The sequence below is a fragment of the Streptomyces sp. NPDC008092 genome (assembly GCF_042957285.1).
Lineage (GTDB): Bacteria > Actinomycetota > Actinomycetes > Streptomycetales > Streptomycetaceae > Streptomyces.
In genome coordinates, this window is sequence record NZ_JBIBHY010000003.1 from 263,809 (window position 1) to 289,610 (window position 25,802).

At 69.2% G+C, this 25,802-nt stretch carries 22 protein-coding genes and 1 tRNA gene; 12 read left to right on the forward strand and 11 right to left on the reverse strand.

Translation table 11 applies throughout. From position 1 onward, the window contains the following. Positions 1 to 104: 104 nt before the first annotated feature. Positions 105 to 1,160, forward strand: a complete 1,056-nt coding sequence (locus tag ACFZB3_RS10405; RefSeq protein ID WP_391372749.1) for a UDP-N-acetylmuramate dehydrogenase — start codon at positions 105 to 107, stop codon at positions 1,158 to 1,160. 26 nt (positions 1,161 to 1,186) lie between these two features. Here the strand turns inward: ACFZB3_RS10405 and ACFZB3_RS10410 are convergent, their stop codons facing one another. After that, positions 1,187 to 1,816 (reverse strand): NAD(P)H-binding protein, encoded by a 630-nt coding sequence (locus tag ACFZB3_RS10410; RefSeq protein ID WP_391372752.1) that lies wholly within the window; start codon positions 1,814 to 1,816, stop codon positions 1,187 to 1,189. A 175-nt stretch (positions 1,817 to 1,991) separates the two neighbouring features. Between ACFZB3_RS10410 and ACFZB3_RS10415 the strand changes: the two genes are divergently transcribed. Continuing rightward, positions 1,992 to 2,621, forward strand: a complete 630-nt coding sequence (locus ACFZB3_RS10415) for a TetR family transcriptional regulator (protein WP_391372755.1) — start codon at positions 1,992 to 1,994, stop codon at positions 2,619 to 2,621. Between the two features lie 7 nt (positions 2,622 to 2,628). Here ACFZB3_RS10415 and ACFZB3_RS10420 read toward each other — a convergent pair whose 3' ends face one another. Beyond that, complete coding sequence (locus ACFZB3_RS10420) at positions 2,629 to 3,669, reverse strand: adenosine deaminase (RefSeq protein ID WP_391372758.1); 1,041 nt, start codon at positions 3,667 to 3,669, stop codon at positions 2,629 to 2,631. A gap of 160 nt (positions 3,670 to 3,829) precedes the next feature. After that, a complete protein-coding gene (locus tag ACFZB3_RS10425; RefSeq protein WP_391372761.1) occupies positions 3,830 to 5,056 on the reverse strand; it encodes an aminotransferase class I/II-fold pyridoxal phosphate-dependent enzyme in 1,227 nt (408 codons plus the stop codon). 261 nt (positions 5,057 to 5,317) lie between these two features. Between ACFZB3_RS10425 and ACFZB3_RS10430 the strand changes: the two genes are divergently transcribed. The 10 genes from ACFZB3_RS10430 (at position 5,318) to ACFZB3_RS10475 (ending at position 18,790) form a co-directional block, all read left to right on the forward strand. Continuing rightward, positions 5,318 to 5,390 (forward strand) — tRNA-Trp (locus tag ACFZB3_RS10430). A 109-nt stretch (positions 5,391 to 5,499) separates the two neighbouring features. Then, entirely contained in the window at positions 5,500 to 5,784 is a 285-nt protein-coding gene (secE, locus tag ACFZB3_RS10435; protein WP_093499675.1) for a preprotein translocase subunit SecE, read from the forward strand. Positions 5,785 to 5,864: 80 nt separating this feature from the next. Beyond that, complete coding sequence (gene nusG / locus ACFZB3_RS10440; protein ID WP_391372764.1) at positions 5,865 to 6,725, forward strand: transcription termination/antitermination protein NusG; 861 nt, start codon at positions 5,865 to 5,867, stop codon at positions 6,723 to 6,725. Positions 6,726 to 6,951: 226 nt separating this feature from the next. Next, positions 6,952 to 7,386, forward strand: a complete 435-nt coding sequence (gene rplK, locus ACFZB3_RS10445) for a 50S ribosomal protein L11 (protein ID WP_132857189.1) — start codon at positions 6,952 to 6,954, stop codon at positions 7,384 to 7,386. Between the two features lie 81 nt (positions 7,387 to 7,467). Continuing rightward, positions 7,468 to 8,193 (forward strand): 50S ribosomal protein L1, encoded by a 726-nt coding sequence (gene rplA / locus ACFZB3_RS10450; protein ID WP_189268819.1) that lies wholly within the window; start codon positions 7,468 to 7,470, stop codon positions 8,191 to 8,193. Between the two features lie 177 nt (positions 8,194 to 8,370). Beyond that, positions 8,371 to 9,291 (forward strand): hypothetical protein, encoded by a 921-nt coding sequence (locus ACFZB3_RS10455; RefSeq protein ID WP_391372768.1) that lies wholly within the window; start codon positions 8,371 to 8,373, stop codon positions 9,289 to 9,291. A gap of 411 nt (positions 9,292 to 9,702) precedes the next feature. Further along, positions 9,703 to 10,233, forward strand: coding sequence for a 50S ribosomal protein L10 (gene rplJ / locus ACFZB3_RS10460; RefSeq protein ID WP_009330729.1), 531 nt, complete (start codon positions 9,703 to 9,705; stop codon positions 10,231 to 10,233). A gap of 135 nt (positions 10,234 to 10,368) precedes the next feature. Continuing rightward, entirely contained in the window at positions 10,369 to 10,752 is a 384-nt protein-coding gene (gene rplL, locus ACFZB3_RS10465; protein ID WP_355720058.1) for a 50S ribosomal protein L7/L12, read from the forward strand. Between the two features lie 555 nt (positions 10,753 to 11,307). Beyond that, positions 11,308 to 14,793 (forward strand): DNA-directed RNA polymerase subunit beta, encoded by a 3,486-nt coding sequence (gene rpoB / locus ACFZB3_RS10470; protein ID WP_391372770.1) that lies wholly within the window; start codon positions 11,308 to 11,310, stop codon positions 14,791 to 14,793. Positions 14,794 to 14,890: 97 nt separating this feature from the next. After that, on the forward strand, positions 14,891 to 18,790 hold the full coding sequence (locus ACFZB3_RS10475) for a DNA-directed RNA polymerase subunit beta' (RefSeq protein ID WP_391372773.1): 3,900 nt from the start codon (positions 14,891 to 14,893) through the stop codon (positions 18,788 to 18,790). Positions 18,791 to 18,851: 61 nt separating this feature from the next. Here the strand turns inward: ACFZB3_RS10475 and ACFZB3_RS10480 are convergent, their stop codons facing one another. The 8 genes from ACFZB3_RS10480 to ACFZB3_RS10515 form a co-directional block, all read right to left on the reverse strand. Beyond that, complete coding sequence (locus tag ACFZB3_RS10480) at positions 18,852 to 19,115, reverse strand: hypothetical protein (RefSeq protein WP_391372775.1); 264 nt, start codon at positions 19,113 to 19,115, stop codon at positions 18,852 to 18,854. Continuing rightward, positions 19,102 to 19,329: a hypothetical protein gene (locus tag ACFZB3_RS10485; protein WP_391372777.1), complete on the reverse strand. Its 228-nt coding sequence runs from the start codon at positions 19,327 to 19,329 to the stop codon at positions 19,102 to 19,104. Before ACFZB3_RS10485 ends, ACFZB3_RS10480 begins: the two co-directional genes overlap by 14 nt. Before the next feature lie 27 nt (positions 19,330 to 19,356). Further along, a complete protein-coding gene (locus ACFZB3_RS10490; RefSeq protein ID WP_391372780.1) occupies positions 19,357 to 20,223 on the reverse strand; it encodes a peptidoglycan-binding protein in 867 nt (288 codons plus the stop codon). 166 nt (positions 20,224 to 20,389) lie between these two features. Next, positions 20,390 to 20,674 carry a hypothetical protein gene (locus ACFZB3_RS10495; protein WP_391372782.1) on the reverse strand — a complete coding sequence of 95 codons (285 nt, stop codon included), beginning with the start codon at positions 20,672 to 20,674 and terminating at the stop codon, positions 20,390 to 20,392. Next, entirely contained in the window at positions 20,667 to 23,030 is a 2,364-nt protein-coding gene (locus tag ACFZB3_RS10500) for a hypothetical protein (protein WP_391372785.1), read from the reverse strand. The genes ACFZB3_RS10495 and ACFZB3_RS10500 overlap by 8 nt, the downstream gene beginning before the upstream one ends. Further along, positions 23,017 to 23,856, reverse strand: a complete 840-nt coding sequence (locus tag ACFZB3_RS10505; protein WP_391372788.1) for a hypothetical protein — start codon at positions 23,854 to 23,856, stop codon at positions 23,017 to 23,019. Before ACFZB3_RS10505 ends, ACFZB3_RS10500 begins: the two co-directional genes overlap by 14 nt. 127 nt (positions 23,857 to 23,983) lie before the next feature. Next, positions 23,984 to 24,994 carry a hypothetical protein gene (locus ACFZB3_RS10510; protein WP_391372791.1) on the reverse strand — a complete coding sequence of 337 codons (1,011 nt, stop codon included), beginning with the start codon at positions 24,992 to 24,994 and terminating at the stop codon, positions 23,984 to 23,986. 127 nt (positions 24,995 to 25,121) lie between these two features. Then, entirely contained in the window at positions 25,122 to 25,796 is a 675-nt protein-coding gene (locus ACFZB3_RS10515; RefSeq protein WP_391372794.1) for a hypothetical protein, read from the reverse strand. Positions 25,797 to 25,802: the final 6 nt, after the last annotated feature.

Consider the following 25,802-nt stretch of genomic DNA (forward strand, 5'->3'; position numbering starts at 1 on the left):
GACGGCACGCGCGCGTGGGGCCCCGTTTCCGACGGACGGGGCCCCACGCGCGCGTGCGGCTCGTGGCGGCGGGAGTGTCGGTGGCGTCTCGTAGTCTTGGGCGCGTGCAGGAACTCCACGACGCCCCCCTCGCCCCCCTCACCACCTTCCGGCTCGGCGGCCCCGCCACCCGGCTGGTCACCGCGACCACCGACGCCGAGGTGATCGCCGCCGTCCGCGCGGCCGACGACAGCGGGACCCCGCTGCTGGTCATCGGCGGCGGCTCGAACCTGGTCATCGGCGACAAGGGCTTCGACGGCACCGCCCTGCGCATCGCCACCACCGGCTTCGAACTGCGCGGTACGACGCTGGAGCTGGCGGCCGGCGAGGTGTGGACCGACGCGGTCGCCCGCACCGTCGAGGCCGGCCTCGCGGGCATCGAGTGCCTCGCCGGGATTCCGGGGTCCGCGGGCGCCACGCCCATCCAGAACGTGGGGGCGTACGGTCAGGAGGTCTCCTCGACCGTCACCGAGGTCGTCGCGTACGACCGGCGGTCCGGCGAGACGGTGACGCTGGCCAACGAGGAGTGCGCGTTCTCGTACCGGCACAGCCGCTTCAAGGCCGACCCCGAGCGGTACGTCGTGCTGCGCGTCCGGTTCGGACTGGAGGACGCGGGCGGGCTGTCGGCGCCGGTGCGGTACGCGGAGGCCGCGCGGGCGCTCGGGGCGGAGCCGGGCGACCGGGTGCCGCTCGCCCGGGCCCGCGAGGTCGTGCTCAAGCTGCGTGCCGGGAAGGGGATGGTGCTGGATCCCGAGGACCACGACACCTGGTCGGCGGGGTCCTTCTTCACCAACCCGATCCTCACGGACGGGCAGTTCGCCGCCTTCCACGCGCGCGTGCGCGAGCGCCTGGGCGATGCCGCCGAGCCGCCCGCCTACCCCGCCGGAGACGGGCGTACCAAGACCTCGGCGGCCTGGCTGATCGACAAGGCCGGGTTCACCAAGGGGTACGGCAGCGGCGCGGCCCGGATCTCCACGAAGCACACGCTGGCGCTGACCAACCGGGGCGGGGCCACCACCGAGGAGCTGCTGGAGCTGGCGCGGGAGGTCGTCGCCGGGGTCCGGGAGGCCTTCGGCGTGACCCTGGTCAACGAACCGGTGACCGTCGGCGTGAGCCTGTAGGGCCGCACCGGCCGCGGGCCGGCGGCTCAGTACGCCACGCCCACCCCCTGCTTCACCGTCCCCGCGTCCTCGGTCATCGACAGCATCGCGTGCGCCACGTCCGCCCGCGCGATGAAGCGGCCCCTGGGCGGGAAGCCGCCCACCACCGTGCGGTAGGTACCGGTCAGCGGCTTGTCCTGCAGGCGCGGCGGGCGTACGGAGGTCCAGTCGGTGCCGCTGCGGGACAGTTCGGCCTCCATCTCGCGCAGGTCGTCGTAGACCGGCCTGAGGAGGGTGGAGACCAGACCGCGCATGGTGCGGTCCAGGAGACCGTCGTCCGGTTCCGGACCCACCGGCGCGGCGCTGACCACCACCAGCCGACGTACGGCCTCCGCCTCCATGGCGGCCAGGACCGTGCGGGTCAGCCGGGCGGCGACGCCGGCGTCTGCCCGACGGCGCGGGCCCAGGCCGGAAAGGACCGCGTTCCGGCCGGTCAGCGCCGGGCGGATCACCTCGGGGTCGGTGAGGTCCGCGCGGACCACCTCCAGGCCCGTGCCGGTCACGGTCAGCCGGGCGGGGTCGCGGACGACCGCCGTGACCCGGTGGCCGGACGCCAGCGCCTGACGGACGAGCTCCCGGCCGATCCCGCCGGTCGCGCCGAACACAGTGAGATTCATGACTGCTCCCGTTCCAGCACAGCAAGAGTGAGGCGTGAGTGAGGGGAGGCAGTGGTGGGTGAGTATTCACTCACCACTGCCTCCCCCTAGGGTGGGTAAGTATTCACTCACCAGTCAAGGCCCTTCGGGGAAGTCCCTCGAAGCCGCTGGAAGGGGCATGTGATCCTTGGGTGCCATGGAGCAGAAACCGGCCCGCGTCCGCATCCTCGACGCCGCTCACGAGCTGATGCGCACCGTCGGGCTCGCCCGCGCCACCACCAAGGAGATCGCCAGGGCGGCCGGCTGCTCCGAGGCGGCCCTCTACAAGTACTTCCCCAGCAAGGAAGAGCTGTTCGTGCACGTGCTCACCGAGCGGCTGCCGCGGCTTCTCCCGCTCCTCGGCGAACTCACCCTCGAACCCGGCCGGGGCAGCCTGGAGGACAACCTCACCCGGATCGCCCGCCAGGCCGCCCTCTTCTACGAGGCGAGCTTCCCGATCACCGCCTCCCTCTACGCCGAGCAGCAGCTCAAGCGGAAGCTCGACGACAAGCTGCGCACCATCGGCGCGGGACCGCACGTGCCGATGCGAGCCCTCGACGCCTACCTGCGCGCCGAGCAGGCGGTGGGCAGGATCCGGCCCGGCGCCGACACCGCCGCGGCCGCCTCCCTGCTCCTCGGCGCCTGTGTCCAGCGCGTCTTCGCCTACGAGGCGACCCCGACCGGCGAGCGCCCGCCGGTCGACACGTTCGCCGCCGGCATCGCCCGCACCCTGCTGGGCGGGCTCTCCGGTGCCGAGGAGCCCGCCCGGCCTGCCGCCGGGGCGTGAGGGGGAATCAGGACACCGGGGCGACCAGCCAGGCGTCGATGTCCGCGAGGAGCCCGGCCTTCACGTCCTCCGGTGCCGCCGACCCCCGGACCGACTGACGGGCCAGTTCGGCCAGTTCGGCGTCGGAGAAGGCGTGGTGCACGCGCGCGATGTCGTACTGCGCGGCCAGCCGGGAGCCGAACAGCAGCGGGTCGTCGGCACCCAGGGCCAGCGGGACGCCGGCCTCGAAGAGGGTGCGCAGCGGGACGTCCTCGGGCTTCTCGTAGACGCCCAGGGCCACGTTGGAGGCCGGGCACACCTCGCAGGTGATCTCCCGGTCCGCCAGCCGCTTGAGCAGCCTCGGGTCCTCCGCCGCCCGCACCCCGTGCCCGATCCGGGAGGCGTGCAGGTCGTCCAGGCAGTCCCGCACCGACGCCGGGCCGGTCAGCTCGCCGCCGTGCGGGGCCGCCAGCAGGCCGCCCTCGCGCGCGATGTGGAACGCCCGGTCGAAGTCCCGCGCCATGCCCCGCCGCTCGTCGTTGGACAGCCCGAAGCCGACCACGCCCCGGTCCGCGTACCGCACGGCGAGCCGGGCCAGCGTGCGCGCGTCCAGGGGATGCTTCATACGGTTCGCGGCCACCAGGACGCGCATGCCGAGGCCGGTCTCCCGGGAGGTCGTCTCGACCGCGTCCAGGATGATCTCCAGGGCCGGGATCAGACCGCCGAGGCGCGGGGCGTACGACGTCGGGTCCACCTGGATCTCCAGCCAGCGCGAGCCGTCCTTCAGATCCTCCTCGGCGGCCTCCCGGACCAGGCGCCGGATGTCCTCGGGCTCTCTCAGGCAGGAGCGCGCAGCGTCGTACAGCCGCTGGAAGCGGAACCAGCCCCGCTCGTCGGTGGCCCGCAGTCTCGGTGGTTCGCCGCTGGTCAGGGCTTCGGTCAGCGCCTCGGGGAGGCGCACGCCGTACTTGTCGGCCAGTTCCAGGACGGTTTCCGGCCGCATCGAACCGGTGAAGTGCAGATGCAGATGAGCTTTCGGCAGCTCAGTGACATCACGTACGTGCTCCATTCCAGGATCCTGCCGTACGCGGCTGCCGTACCGGTAGCGGATTCCCCGTTAGTGGCCTTGCTCGCACACGAGAACGCACCGGACCGGACACGGGAACGGGCCGTCTCCCCGGAAGGAGACGGCCCGTACGCGCGCGTGGAGCCCGTTTTCGCGGCGGACGTCAGTCCTTGGCCTCCGCCAGCAGCTTCTGCATCCGGCTCACGCCCTCGACGAGGTCCTCGTCACCCAGTGCGTACGACAGGCGCAGGTAACCGGGCGTGCCGAAGGCCTCGCCGGGGACGACCGCGACCTCGGCCTCCTCCAGGATCAGCGCGGCCAGCTCGACCGAGTCCTGCGGGCGCTTCCCGCGGATCTCCTTGCCGAGCAGCGCCTTGACCGACGGGTAGGCGTAGAAGGCGCCCTCCGGCTCGGGGCAGACCACGCCGTCGATCTCGTTGAGCATCCGCACGATCGTCTGGCGGCGCCGGTCGAAGGCCTCGCGCATCTCCGCCACGGCCGCCAGGTCGCCGGTGACGGCGGCCAGGGCGGCGACCTGCGCCACGTTGGAGACGTTGGACGTGGCGTGCGACTGGAGGTTGGTGGCCGCCTTGACGACGTCCTTGGGGCCGATGACCCAGCCGACCCGCCAGCCGGTCATGGCGTACGTCTTCGCCACGCCGTTGACCACGATGCACTTGTCGCGCAGCTCGGGCAGGATCGCCGGCAGCGAGGTGAACTTCGCGTCGCCGTAGACCAGGTGCTCGTAGATCTCGTCCGTGAGCACCCACAGGCCGTGCTCCACGGCCCAGCGGCCGATCGCCTCGGTCTCGGCCTCGCTGTAGACCGCGCCGGTCGGGTTCGACGGGGAGACGAAGAGCACCACCTTCGTCTTCTCGGTGCGGGCCGCCTCCAACTGCTCCACGGAGACCCGGTAGCCGGTGGTCTCGTCCGCGACGACCTCGACCGGGACACCGCCGGCCAGGCGGATGGACTCCGGGTACGTCGTCCAGTAGGGCGCGGGGACGATGACCTCGTCGCCCGGGTCGAGGATCGCGGCGAAGGCCTCGTAGATGGCCTGCTTGCCGCCGTTGGTGACCAGGACCTGGGAGGCGTCGACCTCGTAGCCGGAGTCGCGCAGCGTCTTCGCGGCGATCGCGGTCTTCAGCTCGGGCAGGCCGCCGGCCGGGGTGTAGCGGTGGTACTTCGGGTTCTTGCAGGCCTCGATGGCGGCCTCGACGATGTAGTCCGGCGTCGGGAAGTCGGGCTCACCGGCGCCGAAGCCGATCACCGGACGCCCGGCGGCCTTGAGGGCCTTGGCCTTGGCGTCCACGGCGAGGGTGGCGGACTCGGAGATCGCGCCGACTCGGGCGGAGACCCGGCGCTCGGTGGGAGGGGTTGCAGCGCTCATGGGGCCCATCGTTTCAGACCGGAAACCTGCCCGGCACGCCGGTTTCACGGACTGAACAACTACGGGCCGAACCATGAACAAGCGTGCGGATCCGCCCCCGGGCCAGGACGATCTTCCGTACGGTCGGCCCGGACTGCCGCTTTCTGTTCGACGCGGCGCCGCGGACCACGTACACTCTCCACTCGTTGGCCTCCAGCGGCCGTGCGTGAGCGGGTGCACACCGAGCACCCGGTCGGATGCGGTACGTTGGGGACACAGCAAAGGGTCGTAGCTCAATTGGTAGAGCACCGGTCTCCAAAACCGGCGGTTGGGGGTTCAAGTCCCTCCGGCCCTGCTACACACACCGCCAGGATGTGTGCGCATGTACGTACAAGCATTGCACCGCCGTGCGGCTCCAGAAACCGGGCGCGGCACGGCCATGACCCGGGACCAGGTGAGGACGAATGACGGACGCCGTGGGCTCCATCGACACGCCTGATGCCGATGAGGTGCAGGAGTCCAAGAAGAAGGGCCGCAAGGGCGGCAAGCGTGCCAAGAAGGGCCCGCTGAAGCGCCTTGCCACCTTCTACCGCCAGATCATCGCGGAACTCCGCAAGGTCGTCTGGCCGACTCGAAACCAGCTGACGTCGTACACCACCGTGGTGATCTTCTTCGTCGCCATCATGATCGCTCTGGTGACCGTGATTGACTATGGACTCAACCACGCGGCCAAGTACGTCTTCGGCTGAGCACAGAGCGAAGGGCGCCGTGGTACCGGCGCCCGTTTTCGCATGTTCCACCCCTATGTATCCAGGAAGAAGCAGCCATCGTGTCTGACCCGAACCTGAACGACGCCGTCGAGGCCGTCGAGCCCGAAGAGGCCGTCGAAGACGAGCTGGACATCGTCGAGGGCGCGGACGAGCAGGACGAGTTCGAGGCTGCCGAGGCCGAACTGGGGGAGCCGGCCGAGGAGGCCGCGGTCCACGTCGAGGACGAGGACGTGGTGGAGGACGAGGACGCCGACGAGACCGAAGAGGTCGAGGAGGCTCTTGAGGAAGAGCCCGCCGAGCCGGTCGACCCCGTCCAGGCGCTGCGCGAGGAGCTTCGCGTGCTCCCCGGCGAGTGGTACGTCATCCACACCTACGCCGGCTACGAGAACCGCGTGAAGACCAACCTGGAGCAGCGCGCCGTCTCGCTGAACGTCGAGGACTACATCTTCCAGGCCGAGGTGCCGCAGGAAGAGGTCGTCCAGATCAAGAACGGCGACCGCAAGACCATCAAGCAGAACAAGCTGCCCGGTTACGTGCTGGTCCGCATGGACCTCACCAACGAGTCCTGGGGTGTCGTCCGCAACACCCCCGGCGTCACCGGCTTCGTCGGCAACGCGTACGACCCCTACCCGCTGACCCTGGACGAGATCGTCAAGATGCTCGCGCCGGAGGCCGAGGAGAAGGCGGCGCGCGAGGCGGCGGAGGCCGAGGGCAAGCCGGTGCCGCAGCGCAAGGTCGAGGTCCAGGTGCTGGACTTCGAGGTGGGCGACTCGGTGACGGTGACCGACGGTCCGTTCGCCACGCTGCAGGCGACGATCAACGAGATCAACCCGGACTCCAAGAAGGTCAAGGGTCTGGTGGAGATCTTCGGGCGGGAGACGCCGGTGGAGCTTTCGTTCGACCAGATCCAGAAGAACTGAGGTAGCACCTCGGCTGCGGGACGGTGGGGGCTGGTCGCGCAGTTCTCCGCGCCCCTTCGGGGGCGCCCCAGCTGGACGTCCGTGTCAGGTCAGGCGCCTTTTCCCGGCTCCTGACCTGCTCGGTTTTTGGCCGCGCATCTATACCCGTTATCGTTGTGCGGTATGCCTGCGTTCGGGTTGGTCCCCTCGCGCAGGCAGGACCCGAAATGAAAGGACCCGGAGAGCTATGCCTCCCAAGAAGAAGAAGGTCACGGGGCTCATCAAGCTCCAGATCAACGCCGGTGCGGCGAACCCGGCCCCGCCGGTCGGTCCCGCGCTCGGCCAGCACGGCGTCAACATCATGGAGTTCTGCAAGGCCTACAACGCCGCGACCGAGTCGCAGCGCGGTTGGGTCATCCCGGTGGAGATCACGGTCTACGAGGACCGCTCCTTCACCTTCGTGACCAAGACCCCGCCGGCCGCGAAGATGATCCTCAAGGCCGCTGGTGTCGAGAAGGGCTCCGGCGAGCCCCACAAGACCAAGGTCGCCAAGATCACCCAGGAGCAGGTCCGGGAGATCGCCCAGACCAAGCTTCCCGACCTGAACGCCAACGACCTGGACGCCGCGTCGAAGATCATCGCCGGCACCGCCCGCTCCATGGGCATCACGGTCGAGGGCTGAACCCCACCTTCGTAGAAACACCGTGGTAGGGCCTGCTCGGCCCGTACACCACGACTCCTTCGGAACACACAGGAGCAAGTTGTGAGCAAGCGCAGCAAGGCTCTCCGCGCTGCGGACGAGAAGATCGACCGGGAGAAGCTGTACGCCCCGCTCGAAGCCGTCCGTCTCGCCAAGGAGACCTCCACGACCAAGTTCGACGGCACCGTCGAGGTCGCCTTCCGCCTGGGTGTCGACCCGCGCAAGGCCGACCAGATGGTCCGTGGCACCGTGAACCTCCCGCACGGCACCGGCAAGACCGCCCGGGTCCTGGTCTTCGCGACCGGTGACCGTGCCGAGGCCGCGCGTGCCGCGGGCGCCGACATCGTCGGCGCCGACGAACTGATCGACGAGGTGGCGAAGGGCCGTCTGGACTTCGACGCCGTCGTCGCCACCCCGGACCTCATGGGCAAGGTCGGCCGCCTCGGCCGCGTCCTCGGCCCGCGTGGTCTGATGCCGAACCCGAAGACCGGCACCGTGACCCCGGACACCGCCAAGGCTGTGACCGAGATCAAGGGCGGCAAGATCGAGTTCCGCGTCGACAAGCACTCGAACCTGCACTTCATCATCGGCAAGACGTCCTTCGAGGACGACAAGCTGGTGGAGAACTACGGCGCGGCGCTGGAGGAGATCCTCCGTCTGAAGCCGTCCGCCGCCAAGGGCCGCTACATCAAGAAGGCCGCGGTCAGCACCACCATGGGCCCCGGCATCCCGGTCGACCCGAACCGCACCCGCAACCTCCTCACCGAGGAGGACCCGGCCGCCGTCTGAGCCCCGCGCTCGGTCCGGTAGCCGCGTCAGGGACGCGACACCATCAGGACGGGCCCCGCAACCTCCCGGTTGCGGGGCCCGTCCTGCTGTTTGAGCGACTCCCCGCGCGTTGTCGGTGCCCTGGGTTAGCGTCGGGGTACCGGACCGGGGTACGGGACCTTCATGGGGGTGGGCGGGATGAAGAGCAGGCGAGTGCGTCGTACGGCCGTCTCGATCGCGGTGGCGGCCGCGCTGACCGGGGTGGCCGCCTGCAGCTCCGCGGGGGGCTCGGCCGGCTCCGGGGGCTCCGGCAAGGAGGACCGGGCCGGTGCCCGTGCCGCGACCAGGGTCAGCCCGATCGCCGCGCTGCGCTCCGCGGAGCAGTCCACCGACAAGGCCGACTCGGCCCGGGTCCGCTCCACCACGACCATGGGCTCCCTGCTCTCCATGACGACGGACGGCAGCCTCTCCTGGGACGACGGCATCACCGGCACCGTCACCATCACCTACACCGGCGGCAGCACGGCCGAGCTGATGCGCAAACTCGGTACGACGTCGATGGAGGCCCGCTATCTGCCCGACGCGTACTACGCGAAGATGAGCGACACGTTCGCCGCGCAGACGGGCGGCAAGCACTGGATCCGGTACGGGTACGGCGACCTGGCCTCCGTCGCCGGCAGCTCGGGCGCCCTGCTCAAGGACCAGATGCAGAACACCACGCCCAACAAGTCGGTGCAGATGCTGCTGGCCTCCGGCGACGTGCGCAAGGTCGGCGAGGAGCAGGTCGACGGCCAGGCCACCACCCACTACGCGGGCACCGTGGACGTGGCCGACCTGGCCGGGCGGAGCAGCAGCCTCACGGCGGGCCAGCTGGCCGCCCTGAAGAAGCAGCTCACCCAGGCCGGCGTCAGCACCGAGACCGTCGACATCTGGGTCAACGGCCAGGACCTGCTGGTCAAGAAGACCGAGAAGGCCGCCACGGCGACCGGCACGATGACCCAGACCGCGCACTACAGCGACTACGGGGTGAAGGTCAGCGCGCAGAAGCCTCCGGCCGGGGACACCGAGGATTTCAAGGCGCTGCTCAAGGCGCAGGGCGGGACCGGGCTGACCTCCTGAGCCGTCGGGTTGCCGCCCCCCCGGGTAGGGCAGAGCGGCGGCTGTTCGGCTGACGGTCGGTGGGGGCTGGTCGCGCAGTTCCTCCCCCCGCCTTCGGCCGGGGGTACCCCCGGCGCCCCTTCAGAGGGCGCCGCCGGGGCCGATTTGCTCGACAGTGCCCGGGTCCCGTACTCTCCTACAGAAGCCAAAGACCGCTGGTCGTTGCCGTGTGCTCGCGAGAGCGTGCGGTGGCCGAAGGATCCGCTGAACCGCGGACGACCCGCGCAGGTGACTGTGGAAGTGCTCCCGGAGCCGCATGCGTCGCGCATGTGATTTCGGTCGAGCTACGCCCCGTGCGCCTGCGCCGGGGCGTTTCGTTTTCCCCAGCCCCTTCTGAGCGGTCCTCATCACCCGGAAGGAGGCCGACGCTCTATGGCAAGGCCCGACAAGGCTGCCGCGGTAGCCGAGCTGACGGAGCAGTTCCGCAGCTCGAACGCCGCCGTGCTGACCGAGTACCGGGGTCTCACCGTGGCGCAGCTCAAGACGCTGCGCCGCTCGCTCGGTGAGAACGCCCAGTACGCCGTGGTGAAGAACACGCTGACCAAGATTGCGGCCAACGAGGCCGGGATCACGACGCTCGACGACCTGTTCAACGGTCCGACGGCGGTCGCCTTCGTCACCGGTGACCCGGTGGAGTCGGCGAAGGGTCTTCGTGACTTCGCCAAGGACAACCCGAACCTCGTCATCAAGGGCGGTGTCCTTGACGGCAAGGCGCTGTCCGCCGACGAGATCAAGAAGCTTGCGGACCTTGAGTCCCGCGAGGTTCTGCTCGCCAAGCTGGCGGGCGCCCTGAAGGGCAAGCAGACGCAGGCTGCTCAGGTCTTCCAGGCGCTCCCGTCGAAGCTCGTCCGCACCGTGGACGCGCTTCGCGCCAAGCAGGACGAGCAGGGCGGTGCCGAGTAACTCGGCTCGCGAAATGACCGCCGCCTGAGGCTCGCCGTCCAAGGCGACCCGCCTGAGGAAGCGGTCGTAGCGGGCCGAACGTACGCCCGCCAGACATGTACATACGGCACCAGCCGAATTAGTGGAAGGAAAGCCATCGTGGCTCTCACCCAGGACGAACTGCTCGCCGAGTTCGAGACGATGACCCTGATCCAGCTCTCCGAGTTCGTGAAGGCGTTCGAGGAGAAGTTCGACGTCACCGCCGCCGCCGCGGTTGCCGTCGCGGGCCCGGCCGGTCCGGCCGCCGCCGCCCCGGTCGAGGAGGAGAAGGACGAGTTCGACGTCATCCTCACCGGTGCCGGCGACAAGAAGATCCAGGTCATCAAGGTCGTGCGTGAGCTGACCTCGCTCGGCCTGAAGGAGGCCAAGGACCTGGTGGACGGCGCCCCGAAGCCCGTCCTCGAGAAGGTCGCCAAGGACGCCGCCGAGAAGGCCGCCGAGTCCCTCAAGGGCGCCGGCGCCTCCGTCGAGGTCAAGTAACACCTCCGAGGTCGCGCAGACCTCTGTGCGCTGAAACACGTCCCTCGGGGCTGTAACGCGCGGACCGCGAAGAGCGATCATCCATCCGGGTGGTCGCTCTTCGGCGTTCCTGGGAGGCCGACCACGGTTGCCTTGCACCCGCCCCGGCGGGAGGTATGGTGATCTTCGTCGTGTCACCGGGCGCACCGGGTTTGCGCAGGGGGGCCTTGACGAACCGCACGCAGCGCGCAATTCTCAGGACGCGTCGCCAGAACGGTCCGAATCCGAGGCATGGATCGGCGACGAAGAGGGCAGTATCAACGTGCGTTGAGGGCAGGCATGACGCAGGCGTTGACGATGAAGAGGGTCTCAGAAAATGGGGACTGGACATCAGTGTGCCAAGTGGCTACACTGACCCTTTGCGCTGCCTGTTAGCCTTCCCCTGCCCGTCACCAGGGGTCTGCCCTCACCCGAATGCCGACGACCGAACCTCCTCTGAACTGGGGTTTCTGTCTCTGTGTCCGGGAAGGGACCGGGGAGCGCGTAGTGAGTCCGAGCCCTCGGAAGGACCCCCTCTTGGCCGCCTCGCGCACTGCCTCGAACGCGAATATGAACAACGGCGCCAGCACCGCCCCGCTGCGCATCTCTTTTGCAAAGATCAAGGAGCCTCTCGAGGTTCCCAACCTGCTCGCGCTGCAGACCGAGAGCTTTGACTGGCTGCTCGGGAACACCGCCTGGCAGAGTCGGGTCGAGGAGGCTCTGGAGTCAGGTCAGGACGTCCCCACCAAGTCCGGTCTGGAGGAGATCTTCGAGGAGATCTCCCCGATCGAGGACTTCTCCGGGTCGATGTCGCTGACGTTCCGCGACCACCGCTTCGAGCCGCCGAAGAACAGCATCGACGAGTGCAAGGAGCGCGACTTCACGTACGCCGCCCCGCTCTTCGTGACGGCCGAGTTCACCAACAACGAGACCGGTGAGATCAAGTCCCAGACGGTCTTCATGGGCGACTTCCCGCTCATGACGAACAAGGGCACCTTCGTCATCAACGGCACCGAGCGTGTCGTGGTGTCGCAGCTGGTCCGTTCGCCCGGTGTCTACTTCGACTCCTCCATCGACAAGACGTCCGACAAGGACATCTTCTCCGCCAAGATCATCCCCTCCCGGGGTGCCTGGCTGGAGATGGAGATCGACAAGCGCGACATGGTCGGTGTCCGTATCGACCGCAAGCGCAAGCAGTCCGTGACCGTCCTCCTGAAGGCGCTCGGCTGGACCACCGAGCAGATCCTCGAGGAGTTCGGCGAGTACGAGTCGATGCGCGCCACCCTGGAGAAGGACCACACCCAGGGCCAGGACGACGCGCTGCTCGACATCTACCGCAAGCTGCGTCCGGGCGAGCCCCCCACGCGCGAGGCCGCGCAGACGCTTCTGGAGAACCTGTACTTCAACCCGAAGCGCTACGACCTCGCCAAGGTCGGCCGCTACAAGGTCAACAAGAAGCTGGGCGCGGACGCCCCGCTGGACGCCGGTGTCCTGACCGTCGAGGACGTCATCTCGACGATCAAGTACCTGGTCAAGCTGCACGCGGGCGAGACCGAGACGGTCGGCGACAGCGGTGGCACGATCGTCGTCGAGACCGACGACATCGACCACTTCGGCAACCGTCGTCTGCGCAGCGTCGGCGAGCTCATCCAGAACCAGGTCCGTACCGGTCTGGCCCGTATGGAGCGCGTCGTCCGCGAGCGCATGACCACCCAGGACGTCGAGGCGATCACGCCGCAGACCCTGATCAACATCCGGCCGGTCGTCGCCTCCATCAAGGAGTTCTTCGGCACCAGCCAGCTGTCCCAGTTCATGGACCAGAACAACCCGCTGTCGGGTCTCACCCACAAGCGCCGTCTGTCGGCTCTTGGCCCGGGTGGTCTCTCCCGTGAGCGGGCCGGCTTCGAGGTCCGTGACGTGCACCCGTCGCACTACGGCCGCATGTGCCCGATCGAGACCCCCGAAGGCCCGAACATCGGCCTGATCGGCTCGCTCGCCTCCTACGGCCGGGTCAACGCGTTCGGTTTCGTCGAGACCCCGTACCGCAAGGTCGTCGACGGCCAGGTCACCGACGAGGTGGACTACCTGACCGCCGACGAGGAGGACCGCTTCGTCATCGCGCAGGCCAACGCCGGCCTCAACGACGACATGCGCTTCTCCGAGGCCCGCGTCCTGGTCCGCCGCCGTGGCGGCGAGGTCGACTACGTCGCCGGTGACGACGTGGACTACATGGACGTCTCGCCGCGCCAGATGGTGTCGGTCGCGACCGCCATGATCCCGTTCCTTGAGCACGACGACGCCAACCGTGCCCTCATGGGCGCGAACATGATGCGGCAGGCCGTGCCGCTCATCAAGAGCGAGTCCCCGCTCGTCGGCACCGGCATGGAGTACCGCTCCGCGGTCGACGCCGGCGACGTGGTCAAGGCCGAGAAGGCCGGTGTGGTCCAGGAGGTCTCCGCGGACTACATCACCACCGCCAACGACGACGGCACGTACATCACGTACCGCCTGGCCAAGTTCGCCCGCTCCAACCAGGGCACCTCGGTCAACCAGAAGGTCATCGTGCTGGAGGGCGACCGGATCGTCGAGGGCCAGGTCCTCGCCGACGGTCCCGCCACCGAGAACGGCGAGATGGCGCTCGGCAAGAACCTGCTCGTGGCGTTCATGCCGTGGGAGGGTCACAACTACGAGGACGCGATCATCCTGTCGCAGCGCCTCGTGCAGGACGACGTCCTCTCCTCGATCCACATCGAGGAGCACGAGGTCGACGCCCGTGACACCAAGCTCGGCCCCGAGGAGATCACCCGGGACATCCCGAACGTCTCCGAGGAGGTCCTCGCCGACCTCGACGAGCGCGGCATCATCCGCATCGGCGCCGAGGTCATCGCCGGTGACATCCTGGTCGGCAAGGTCACCCCGAAGGGCGAGACCGAGCTGACGCCGGAGGAGCGCCTGCTGCGCGCGATCTTCGGTGAGAAGGCCCGTGAGGTCCGCGACACCTCGCTGAAGGTGCCGCACGGTGAGACCGGCAAGGTCATCGGCGTGCGCGTCTTCGACCGCGAGGAGGGCGACGAGCTTCCCCCCGGTGTGAACCAGCTGGTGCGCGTCTACGTCGCGCAGAAGCGCAAGATCACCGACGGTGACAAGCTCGCCGGCCGGCACGGCAACAAGGGTGTCATCTCCAAGATCCTGCCGATCGAGGACATGCCGTTCCTGGAGGACGGCACCCCGGTCGACATCATCCTCAACCCGCTGGGTGTGCCGTCCCGAATGAACCCGGGACAGGTCCTGGAGATCCACCTCGGCTGGCTCGCCAGCCGCGGCTGGGACGTCTCCGGCCTCGCCGACGACTGGGCCCAGCGGCTCCAGGCCATCGGCGCCGACCAGGTCGCCCCGCGCACCAACGTCGCGACCCCGGTCTTCGACGGTGCCCGTGAGGACGAGCTGGCGGGTCTGCTGCAGCACACCATCCCGAACCGCGACGGCGACCGCCTGGTGCAGCCGACCGGCAAGGCGCGGCTGTTCGACGGCCGCTCCGGTGAGCCGTTCCCGGACCCGATCTCCATCGGCTACATGTACATCCTCAAGCTCCACCACCTGGTCGACGACAAGCTGCACGCCCGTTCGACCGGCCCGTACTCGATGATCACCCAGCAGCCGCTGGGTGGTAAGGCCCAGTTCGGTGGCCAGCGATTCGGTGAGATGGAGGTGTGGGCGCTGGAGGCTTACGGCGCCGCGTACGCCCTCCAGGAGCTGCTGACGATCAAGTCCGACGACGTCACCGGCCGCGTGAAGGTCTACGAGGCCATCGTCAAGGGCGAGAACATCCCCGAGCCCGGCATCCCCGAGTCCTTCAAGGTGCTCATCAAGGAGATGCAGTCGCTCTGCCTGAACGTGGAGGTGCTGTCCAGCGACGGTATGTCCATCGAGATGCGTGACACCGACGAGGACGTCTTCCGCGCGGCGGAGGAGCTCGGCATCGACCTGTCCCGGCGCGAGCCGAGCAGCGTCGAAGAGGTCTGACGGGAGTCCGGCGGGCCCTGAGCGATCAGGGCCCCGCCGACCCCCAGGCCCCCGTTTCAGACCAAAGACTCACAACCCTGAGAGGGATTGACGCATAGTGCTCGACGTCAACTTCTTCGACGAGCTCCGGATCGGCCTGGCCACCGCGGACGACATCCGTCAGTGGAGCCACGGCGAGGTCAAGAAGCCCGAGACGATCAACTACCGCACCCTCAAGCCGGAAAAGGACGGGCTCTTCTGCGAGAAGATCTTCGGCCCCACCCGGGACTGGGAGTGCTACTGCGGCAAGTACAAGCGTGTCCGCTTCAAGGGCATCATCTGTGAGCGCTGCGGCGTCGAGGTGACCCGCGCCAAGGTGCGCCGTGAGCGGATGGGCCACATCGAGCTGGCCGCGCCCGTCACGCACATCTGGTACTTCAAGGGTGTCCCGAGCCGGCTGGGCTACCTGCTCGACCTTGCTCCCAAGGACCTCGAGAAGGTCATCTACTTCGCGGCGTACATGATCACGTTCGTCGACGAGGAGCGCCGTACCCGCGACCTGCCCTCCCTGGAGGCGCACGTCTCCGTGGAGCGCCAGCAGGTCGAGAACCGCCGGGACGCCGACCTGGAGGCCCGTGCCAAGAAGCTGGAAAGCGACCTGGCCGAGCTGGAGGCCGAGGGCGCCAAGGCCGACGTGCGCCGCAAGGTGCGCGAGGGTGCCGAGCGTGAGATGAAGCAGCTGCGCGACCGTTCGCAGCGCGAGATCGACCGCCTGGACGAGGTCTGGACCCGCTTCAAGAACCTCAAGGTCCAGGACCTGGAGGGCGACGAGCTCCTCTACCGCGAGCTGCGTGACCGCTTCGGCACGTACTTCGACGGCTCGATGGGTGCCGCGGCGCTGCAGAAGCGCCTGGAGTCCTTCGACCTCGACGAGGAGGCCGAGAAGCTCCGCGAGATCATCCGCACCGGCAAGGGCCAGAAGAAGACCCGTGCGCTCAAGCGCCTGAAGGTCGTCTCCGCGTTCCTGCAGACCAGCAACAGCCCCAAGGGCATGGTGCTGGACTGCGTGCCGGTCATCCCGCCGGACCTCCGCCCGATGGTGCAGCTGGACGGTGGCCGCTTCGCGACCTCCGACCTGAACGACCTGTACCGCCGTGTGATCAACCGCAACAACCGCCTGAAGCGGCTTCTCGACCTCGGTGCGCCCGAGATCATCGTGAACAACGAGAAGCGCATGCTCCAGGAGGCCGTGGACGCCCTCTTCGACAACGGTCGTCGTGGTCGCCCGGTCACCGGTCCCGGCAACCGCCCGCTGAAGTCCCTGAGCGACATGCTCAAGGGCAAGCAGGGCCGCTTCCGTCAGAACCTGCTCGGCAAGCGAGTCGACTACTCGGCGCGTTCCGTCATCGTCGTCGGCCCGCAGCTGAAGCTGCACCAGTGCGGTCTGCCCAAGGCCATGGCGCTGGAGCTCTTCAAGCCGTTCGTGATGAAGCGCCTGGTCGACCTGAACCACGCGCAGAACATCAAGTCCGCCAAGCGCATGGTGGAGCGCGGCCGCACCGTCGTGTACGACGTCCTCGAAGAGGTCATCGCCGAGCACCCGGTGCTGCTGAACCGTGCGCCCACCCTGCACCGCCTCGGCATCCAGGCCTTCGAGCCGCAGCTGGTCGAGGGCAAGGCCATCCAGATCCACCCGCTCGTCTGCACCGCGTTCAACGCGGACTTCGACGGCGACCAGATGGCCGTGCACCTGCCGCTGTCCGCGGAGGCGCAGGCCGAGGCCCGCATCCTGATGCTGTCCTCGAACAACATCCTCAAGCCCGCCGACGGCCGTCCGGTGACGATGCCGACCCAGGACATGGTCCTCGGTCTGTTCTTCCTGACGACCGACAGCGAGATGCGCAACGTCAAGGGCGAGGGCCGTGCCTTCGGCTCGGCGGCCGAGGCGATCATGGCCTTCGACGCGGGCGAGCTCTCGCTCCAGTCGAAGATCGACATCCGCTTCCCGGTGGGCACCATCCCGCCGCGCGGCTGGACCCCGCCGGCCGCCGAAGAGGGCGAGCCGGAGTACCAGACCGGCGACAGCTTCCGGCTGCGGACCACGCTCGGCCGTGCGCTCTTCAACGAGCTGCTGCCCGAGGACTACCCGTTCGTCGACTACGAGGTCGGCAAGAAGCAGCTCTCCGAGATCGTCAACGACCTCGCCGAGCGGTACCCGAAGGTCATCGTGGCGGCGACGCTCGACAACCTGAAGGCGTCCGGCTTCTACTGGGCGACCCGTTCCGGTGTCACCGTCGCCATCTCCGACGTCGTCGTTCCCGAGGCGAAGAAGGCGATCGTCGCCGGGTACGAGGCCAAGGACGAGAAGGTCCAGAAGCAGTACGAGCGCGGTCTGATCACCAAGGACGAGCGCACGCAGGAGCTCATCCAGATCTGGACCCAGGCGACCAACGAGGTCGCCGAGGCGATGAACGAGAACTTCCCGAAGACCAACCCGATCTTCATGATGGTGAACTCGGGTGCACGAGGCAACATGATGCAGATGCGTCAGATCGCCGGTATGCGTGGTCTGGTGTCGAACGCCAAGAACGAGACGATCCCGCGTCCGATCAAGGCCTCCTTCCGTGAGGGCCTGTCGGTGCTGGAGTACTTCATCTCGACCCACGGTGCTCGAAAGGGTCTGGCGGACACCGCCCTGCGTACCGCCGACTCGGGTTACCTCACCCGTCGTCTGGTCGACGTCTCCCAGGACGTCATCATCCGCGAGGAGGACTGCGGCACCGAGCGCGGCCTCAAGCTGCACATCGCGGAGGTCGGCGCGGACGGCGTGCTGCGCAAGGCGGACAACGTCGAGACCAGCGTGTACGCACGTGCGCTGGCCGAGGACATCGTCGTCGACGGCGTGGTGCTGGCCCCGGCCAACACCGACCTCGGTGACGTCCTCATCGACGAACTGGTCGCCCGTGGCGTCTCCGAGGTCAAGACCCGCTCGGTCCTGACCTGCGAGTCCGCCGTCGGCACCTGCGCCATGTGCTACGGCCGTTCGCTGGCCACCGGCAAGCTGGTCGACATCGGTGAGGCGGTCGGCATCATCGCCGCCCAGTCCATCGGTGAGCCCGGTACCCAGCTGACGATGCGTACCTTCCACACCGGTGGTGTGGCCGGTGACGACATCACCCAGGGTCTGCCGCGTGTCGTCGAGCTCTTCGAGGCCCGTACCCCGAAGGGTGTCGCCCCGATCTCCGAGGCCCAGGGCCGCGTGCGGATCGAGGAGACCGAGAAGACCAAGAAGATCGTCGTCACCCCGGACGACGGCAGCGACGAGATGGCCTACCCCATCTCGAAGCGCGCCCGTCTCCTGGTCAGCGAGGGCGAGCACGTCGAGGTGGGCCAGAAGCTCACCGTGGGTGCCACCAACCCGCACGACGTGCTGCGCATCCTGGGTCAGCGTGCCGTCCAGGTCCACCTGGTCGGCGAGGTCCAGAAGGTGTACAACTCGCAGGGTGTGTCGATCCACGACAAGCACATCGAGATCATCATCCGGCAGATGCTGCGCCGCGTGACGATCATCGAGTCCGGCGACGCCGAGCTGCTGCCCGGCGAGCTGGTCGAGCGCTCGAAGTTCGAGCACGAGAACCGTCGTGTGGTCCAGGAGGGCGGTCACCCGGCTTCGGGTCGTCCGCAGCTCATGGGTATCACCAAGGCCTCGCTGGCGACGGAGTCCTGGCTGTCGGCCGCCTCCTTCCAGGAGACGACCCGAGTCCTGACGGACGCGGCGATCAACGCCAAGTCCGACAGCCTCATCGGCCTCAAGGAGAACGTCATCATCGGTAAGCTCATCCCGGCCGGTACGGGTCTGTCCCGCTACCGCAACATCCGGGTCGAGCCGACCGAGGAGGCCAAGGCCGCGATGTACTCGGCCGTCGGCTACGACGACATCGACTACTCGCCGTTCGGCACCGGCTCCGGCCAGGCCGTCCCGCTGGAGGACTACGACTACGGTCCGTACAACCAGTAGTAGTTGGTTCTGAAGGGCGGTCACCCCGTTGCGTACGGGGTGACCGCCCTTCGGCGTCCGGTCAGCGTGCGGAGATCTCCAGTGCCGTGACGACCACCGCCGCCACGGCGGCCAGCGCGCCGACGCTCGCCAGCGGCCAGCGGGTCCGCTCCAGGGCGTCCAGCCGCTTTTCGTGGTCGGCGAGCTGCCGGTCGGTCTGGTCGCTGCGCTGGACCAGCAGCGCGAGCGAGCCGTCGACCCGGGCGAACCCGGCCTCCAGCGTGCCCCGCAGCCGCTCCAGTTCCAGGGCGACGGTGATCGGGTCGTTCGGATCAGCGTCGGTCATCGGCACCTCCCGTCCGCAGCCACGAGGGCAGCAGCGCCTGTACGGCGGGTACGGCCATCACCCGGGTGACCGCGGCGGCGACGGCGAGCGCGCCGGCGGCCCAGGGCAGGGTGTCCGGGATGCCGGCGGCGTCGACGACCGCCGGCAGCAGGACGCACAGGCCGACAGCGGTCTGTACGACGGTACGGAGGGTGTGCTTGGCGGCCTCGGACATCGTGAACCTCGTTTCTCCGAAGGGCTGTCAGCCGCTGTACGGGACCTTGAGCGCGGCCCAGGACTTCGCCCCCGGCCAGCCGTCGGCCGAGGAGCCGGTGTAGCCGAGCCGGCGCTGCCACCTGGCGTACGAGGCCCGGTCGGCGTCCGTCCACTGCGGGCCGGGGCCGGACGTGTAGGCCGAGCAGCCGCTGGCGACCAGCCGCTTGCCCATCGCGGTGACGATCGCCGACCTCGGCTTCTTCCGGAACCACTCGGCGCCGGGGAAGGGCTGGTAGGCGGGCGTGCCGGGCGAGGTCCCCGTCTGCAGCCGGGCGGCGACCCGGCCGCGGAAGTCGGCCATCGCGAAGCCCTTGGGGTCGATCTTGGTGTTCGTCCACTCCTTGTGACCGATCACCGACCGGGCGCTCCAGCCGTGCGCCCGGCACAGCGCGGCCGACGCCCGGACCATGGCGTCCAGCTGGATGTCGGGCCAGGGGTCCTTGCCGTCGCCGAGGTTGACGCACTCGAAGCCGTAGAAGTGGACGTTGCCGTCGGTGTCGTTCCGGTCCGGAGCCGGCAGCGCGGCGCTCTCGGCGACGACGGCGGCCAGGACGTCGCCGTCGCCGCTGCCGGCGTGGTTGGCGCGGCCGTTGCCGACGAGGTGGACCGTGCCGTCCTTGGCGATGACGCCGTGGCAGAGCGGGCCGGGCAGGTCGGAGCGGCCGTTGAAGCACATGCTGACCGAGGTGCTGGTGCCGGAGGTGACGGTGTGGTGGATGATCACGCCGTTCACCGGGCCCCAGGCGCCGTGCCCGGCCCTGTTGTGGGTGCGCCAGCCGTCGTGCTCGACGACGGTGACGCCTTCGGCGCGCAGGGCGGCGACGAGGGCGTCGGCGGAGAGGGGTGTGGCCATGGGATGCCTTCCGGGATGGGGACGGGCAGATGGGGGCGGGCAAATGGGGGCGGGCATGAAAAAGCCCCGGCCGGAATCGGCTCGGGGCGGGGTGGGTGGGGCCGGGCGGGGGCCGGGCGTGCGGGCGCGGGCTCGGCGGCGGGCCGGGCCGGATCGGGACGGAGGGCTACTCCTCCGGCGAGGCGGGGTCCGGCGTCGTCTCCGGCGCGGAGGCCACCGGCAGCGGGACCTCCTCGGTGGGAGCGGAGGTGTCGGTGCCGTCCCCCTCCCCGGGGTCCGCCGGTTCCTCCGCCGGCGGTTCGGTGACGGCCTCGGTGACCTCCGTGGGCGTCGCCGTCCTGGGTTCCGGTGCCAGGTAGTCGGCCAGCCCGGCCGCGACCGCGGCGGCCAGCTGGGCGAGCTGCTCGTCGTCGAGGGTGACGGCGACGGGATCGGCGGCCGTCTCAGACATACGCGGACTCCATGATCTCGGCCCAGGTCCAGCCCGGGGCGGTGAGTGCGGACAGGGTCGGGAAGGCGGCGGCGACCGAGGCGTACGTGGACAGGGTCACCGTGGGCGGGGCGGCGGGGGCGTCGGGGGTCAGCCCGCTGTCGGCGGGCGTGCCGTTCGGCTCGGTACCGCGCAGGGTCAGGGTCTGCTGCACGCCGCCGTCGGCGGCCGCCGTCGTGCTGATGCCGATGACCCAGGCCAGCGTGTCCAGGAGGGTGCCGGAGGCGTCGGTCAGCCTGATCACGTCCCCCAGCTGGACCCGGGGGTCGTACAGCACCTCGACGTCCCCGATGACCGGCACCGGGTTCACCCCGGCGGTGTACAGCGCGTCGGCGATGGCCTGTGCGGAGGACAGCTCCTGGATCCAGTCGGTGTTGTCGCCGGTGTGCTCCTGGCGGCCGTAGAACCTCTCGCTGGCCGTGCCCGCCACGTAGGCGACGGCCGACCGGTCGACCGGATCTGCCTTCGGCTTCAGCGTCTCCAGATACACGGACGGCTTGCCGTCCTTCTTCGCCGTGTACAGGGCCTGCGAGGTGCGGTTGGAGAACCGGACCACCAGGTAGCCGTCCTCACGGCGGGTCAGGACGTCGACGGCTCCCTTGACCGCCGTGGTGCCGGCCGCGGTGGTGGCGAAGCGCACCTGGCTCCCGGCGGTGGTGACCGAGTCGTCGTCGGTGCTCGGCGGACCGATGTCGAACTCCTCGTCCGCCATGACGTACGACACCGTCAGCGTCCTGTTCGCGGGGACCGTCCGGACGACCGTGTCGGTGTACGTCGTGCCCGAGTCGACGCCGAAGTCCTCCCAGACCTTGGCCGGCTGGGCGACGTAGTTGCGGCAGGCGTCGATCTCCTCGGTGAGGGTGAGGGAGGCGATGTCGCGTACCGAGGTGAGGGTGAGGTCCGGGGTGGTCGGCGTGGTGGCGAAACGGGTGTGGTTGCGCCAGCGGAAGACGCCCCGTTCGTCGAACTCGGCGGTCGACACGGCGGCCTTGGCGATCTGCCCGACGACCTCCCACTGCGAACCGGACACCCGTGGCACCGAGTACAACGGCAGGATCGCGTCGTCCAGTTCGACGGCCTTCGTCCAGGTGCCCGACTGGTCGAAGACCGACGCCGAGGGCATGCCGGTGAGCCCGCTGGTGAGCTGGACGCCCTCCACGGCCAGGTCGGTGACGAGCTTCAGCTCGCGCAGCTCGGAGGCCGGCTGGATCCCGTAGTCGTTGGTGATCGTGTACAGCGACCCGATGAACACCGTCCCGTCCGGGCCGGTCAGCCGGGGCTGCACGGTCGGGTAGACGGTGGTGCCCGTGGTGACGGTGTCGATGAAGACCCCGATGTGCCAGACGCCCTTGAGCGTCTGCACGGAGGTGATGTCGTTCCAGTTGGCGTTGAGGAAATCGCCGTCGGTGGTGCCCGAGCCGACCGTGAGCTGGCCGGTCGCGAAGTTCACCTGGAGCCGCAGGGTGCCGGTCGCGCCCCCGGTGCGGTCGAGCACGAGGTCCATGCGGACGGTGTCGCCCTCGCCGATCGCGGGATTGACCCACGCCTCGAGCAGCAGCCGGCTTCCGGGCACGGTGACCCGGGAGCGCGGGAACCAGCTCGCGGTGACGCCGGTCGTCAGCGGCAGCAGCGCCATCTCGTGCGGGGCCTGGTCCCGCGTCCAGGTGTACTGCTCCGCCTCGGGCAGGGTCTCCGGCTGGCCGTACGGCGTCGCGAAGCCGCCGTGCAGGGTGGCGTGGACGAGGGTGAGCGGCTGGCCCTCGGCGAAGTCCGGGTAGCGGGGCGGCGGGCTGGAGTACACGCCCGCCTGGCGCAGCAGCTCGTCCACGCACCAGGTCGCGGTGGCCACCGGACGGCCCAGGCGGAAACCGGCGTACGGCTTCGGCAGCAGCGCGGGGCCGCGCAGCCGCTCGGCGCCGTCCAGCGCGGTGAGCTGCACGGTGTCCGTGCCGGCCTGCGCGGACCGGGCACGGACGGTGCCCCGGAAGGCGGGCAGCGTGGCGCCGGCTCCGACCCCGCTCCGCTGCACGACCGACTGGCCCGGGCGGGCGATGTCCCCGGTGGCCCGGTCGGCCCAGGGGGCGTACAGGGTGGGCGCGGCGGTGCCGTTCGTGCCGGACACCTGGAGCTGGAGCTGGGCCGAGGACGACCCCGCGAAGGCCCGCATGGCGGGCGGCAGATCGGTGGCGTACGAGCGCTCCAGCTGCCAGGACTGCACCTGCGCGGAGACCTCCGTGCCGCCGAGCCGGGTGCTGTGGGCGGTCGTGCGCTCCCCGGCGGCGAGCGCGGCGGTCGTGGCGTCGTCAGCCTGCTGCACCGGACACCTCCACCAGGTCGAGACCGATGTTCCGGTACGGCAGCGGCCGGCCCGGGTTGTCGCTGTAGCCCGTGATCGCCAGTGGCGGGAGGCCGTCGCCGGGGACGCCGTCCTCGGCGGTGCCGCCGTAGGTGAGGCAGGCGCCGGCGAGGGAGTAGGTGCCGGCGACGCCGGGAGCGACGGTGGGGGTCGCGTAGACGGCCCCCGCGGGGGCGGTACCGGTGACGAGGGGCCCGTAGACGGTGGACGAGCTGAGGTAGGTGCCGTCCGCCTTCTTGTAGTCGATGCCGGTCTTGGCCGTGGTGCCGAGCGCGGCGATCGCGGTCGGGGCGCGGAAGGAGACGGTGAGACCCGGGGCGACGGGGAAGTTCCCGACGGTCGCGGTGCAGCGCCAGGCCACCGTGCTGGTGGTGTCGGCGGCGGTGAAGGTGAAGGATCCGGCGGCCGTCGTGCTCTCGGCGACGGTACCCGTGGAGGTGGTACGGAACCACTGGGCGAGCCCGGTGATGCCGGTGGCGCCGGACACGCCGAGGCCGAGGGCCTGGCCGGGGGTGAGGACGTTGCCGGCGGCCGGGTCGAAGACGTACACGGGACCGGAGCCGTCGACGCGGCGGGCGAGGCGGTCCAGGGCGCGGGCGTGGACCGGGGCGAGCAGGTCCCAGGACAGCTTGAGGCGGCGGACGGGTGCCTGGTTGCGGGTGACGGTGACCCGGCCGCCGAGCGACTTGAACTCGCTGACGCCGAGGTCGGCACTGCGGTCGAAGGACTTGGCGGCCTGGTCGATCTCGGTCATGGAGCCGGGGCGGCCGATCCAGAGGTTTCCCATGGGGACTCCTGAATGTTCCTGGCGGAGGACTGGCGGAGGACTGGACGAGGACTGGACGACGACTGGCGGAGGGCATGAAAAAGCCGACGGGGCGGCCGTCGGCGTGGGTGCGGGGAGTCCGGTCCGGTCAGCGGCGGGCGAGCTGGCGCTGGCCCAGGAACACCGCGCGGGCAATCTCCTGGGAGTCGACCTGGACGACGACCGGGCGTTCGGCGAGCTTCTCCACGGCCGCGGTGAGGGTGCGCAGGCCGCCGCCGTGGCCGAGCATGCGCTCCAGCTTGGACAGCGGGATGACGGCCTCGTTCTCACCGGCCTCGCCGAGCAGGGCGAGGGTGCCGCCGGTGCGGGCGGTGACGATGCCGCCGGTGGCGAGGTGGGGGACGGGGACGCTCAGGCGGGGGAAGCCGAAGGAACGGCCGCCGAACTTCGGGACCCAGTCGGGGATGCTGATGTGGATGCCGGCGAGCGCTCCGAGCAGGCCGTTCAGGGCGGTGGCGAGGCCGGTCATCGGGGCGAGCATGGCGTTGCCGAGTCCCCTGAGCAGCGGGCCGGCGTTCTTCACGAGGCTGCCGACCGCCGTGCCGATGTGCTTCATGGCGTACGAGACGCCCTTCTGCAGCAGGGCCGTGATCTTGTCCATGTTGATGAACTGGGCGATGAGCGGGGTCAGCAGCGTCATCACCAGGCCGAAGGGGTTCGCCGCCATGGCGAGGTTGAGCCCCTTCTGCGCGAGGGAGGCGCCCTTGACGCCCTTGCCGAGGCTGCCCATGGACTTGCCGCCGGTCTCGGCGTTCTTCGCGGCCCTGCCGACGGAGGTCTCCACGGCGTCGGCCTGGCTCTTGACGTTCTGCAGCTCGCCGTGAGCCCCCTTGGCGGCCGACTTCAGCTTGTCGAAGGACGACTTGAGCTTGTCGGTGCCGGTGCGGGCCTTGCCGAGCCCGCCGTCGGCACCGCCGGCCCCCGACTTGACCTTGTCGAGGCCGGAACCACCTTGGGCGGCGGTGGTCTTGAGCTTGGTGAGGGAGGTGCTGAGCTGGTCGGAGCCGGTCTTGACCTTGGTCATGGACGGGACGACCTGGCCGGCGTTGGTTCTGATCCTGTCGACGGCGGTGGAGGCACTGCCGGTCGCCTGGCGCAAGGTGCCCAGACTGCTCGACGCCTGGCCGAGGGCTGTCCGAAATCTGCCTACGCTGGCTGTCGTCTGGTTGAGCGATTCCTTGAGGCCCATTTTTCTGTCTCCGGTTCGTCAGGGGAACAGGGGGTGGTCATGTTTGGGTGACAGCGCCTTGCAGGGCTTCCTCGAACCTTTCCAGGGCCCTTGTCGCCTCGTCGAAGATCGCCTGTGGCTTTACCTTCTTCACATCCTCTTCAATTCTGGTTGCTTTCCTTTTGAGGTCGGTTACCTTTTCATGCAGTGCATTGACTTCGGCTTCGGCGCGGTCGTACGCCCGCTGCGCGTCTCGGTGGGCTTCCGCACTCTGGGCCAGCTCGGTGAAGTCAGCCGATGTGGAATTCGCGCGGCGACTGCTTGTTCTGGCTGATTCCAGTCGTGCGTTCGCCGCGGCGAGATCGGTCTTCGTTCTTTCTTTCGTGGCCTGCGCCGTCTCGAGGGCGCCTATCTTCTTTGCGAATTCGAGCTGTTTTCGGTCGAGCTGTGTCTGGTGGTGCTTGACCTCGTCCGCGAACTTGGTCGCGTAGATCTGCCGGCCGCGCCAGGAGATGCCCTTCTCGTCGACTTTCAGGAAGGTGTAGTCGAGCTTGACCAGGCCCGCTCCCGCGGAAAAGGCGGCGACACCGGCGAGTTCGGCCTTGAGAAGTGTCATGTCGTACTTGATGGCAGTTATCGAGCTGGAGAAGGTGTAAGCCTTCTCCTTCGCTCTTTCCCAGTCGTTCTTGCTGATCCAGGTGATAGCATCGACGATATCGCCCTCGTTGGCCATTTGACC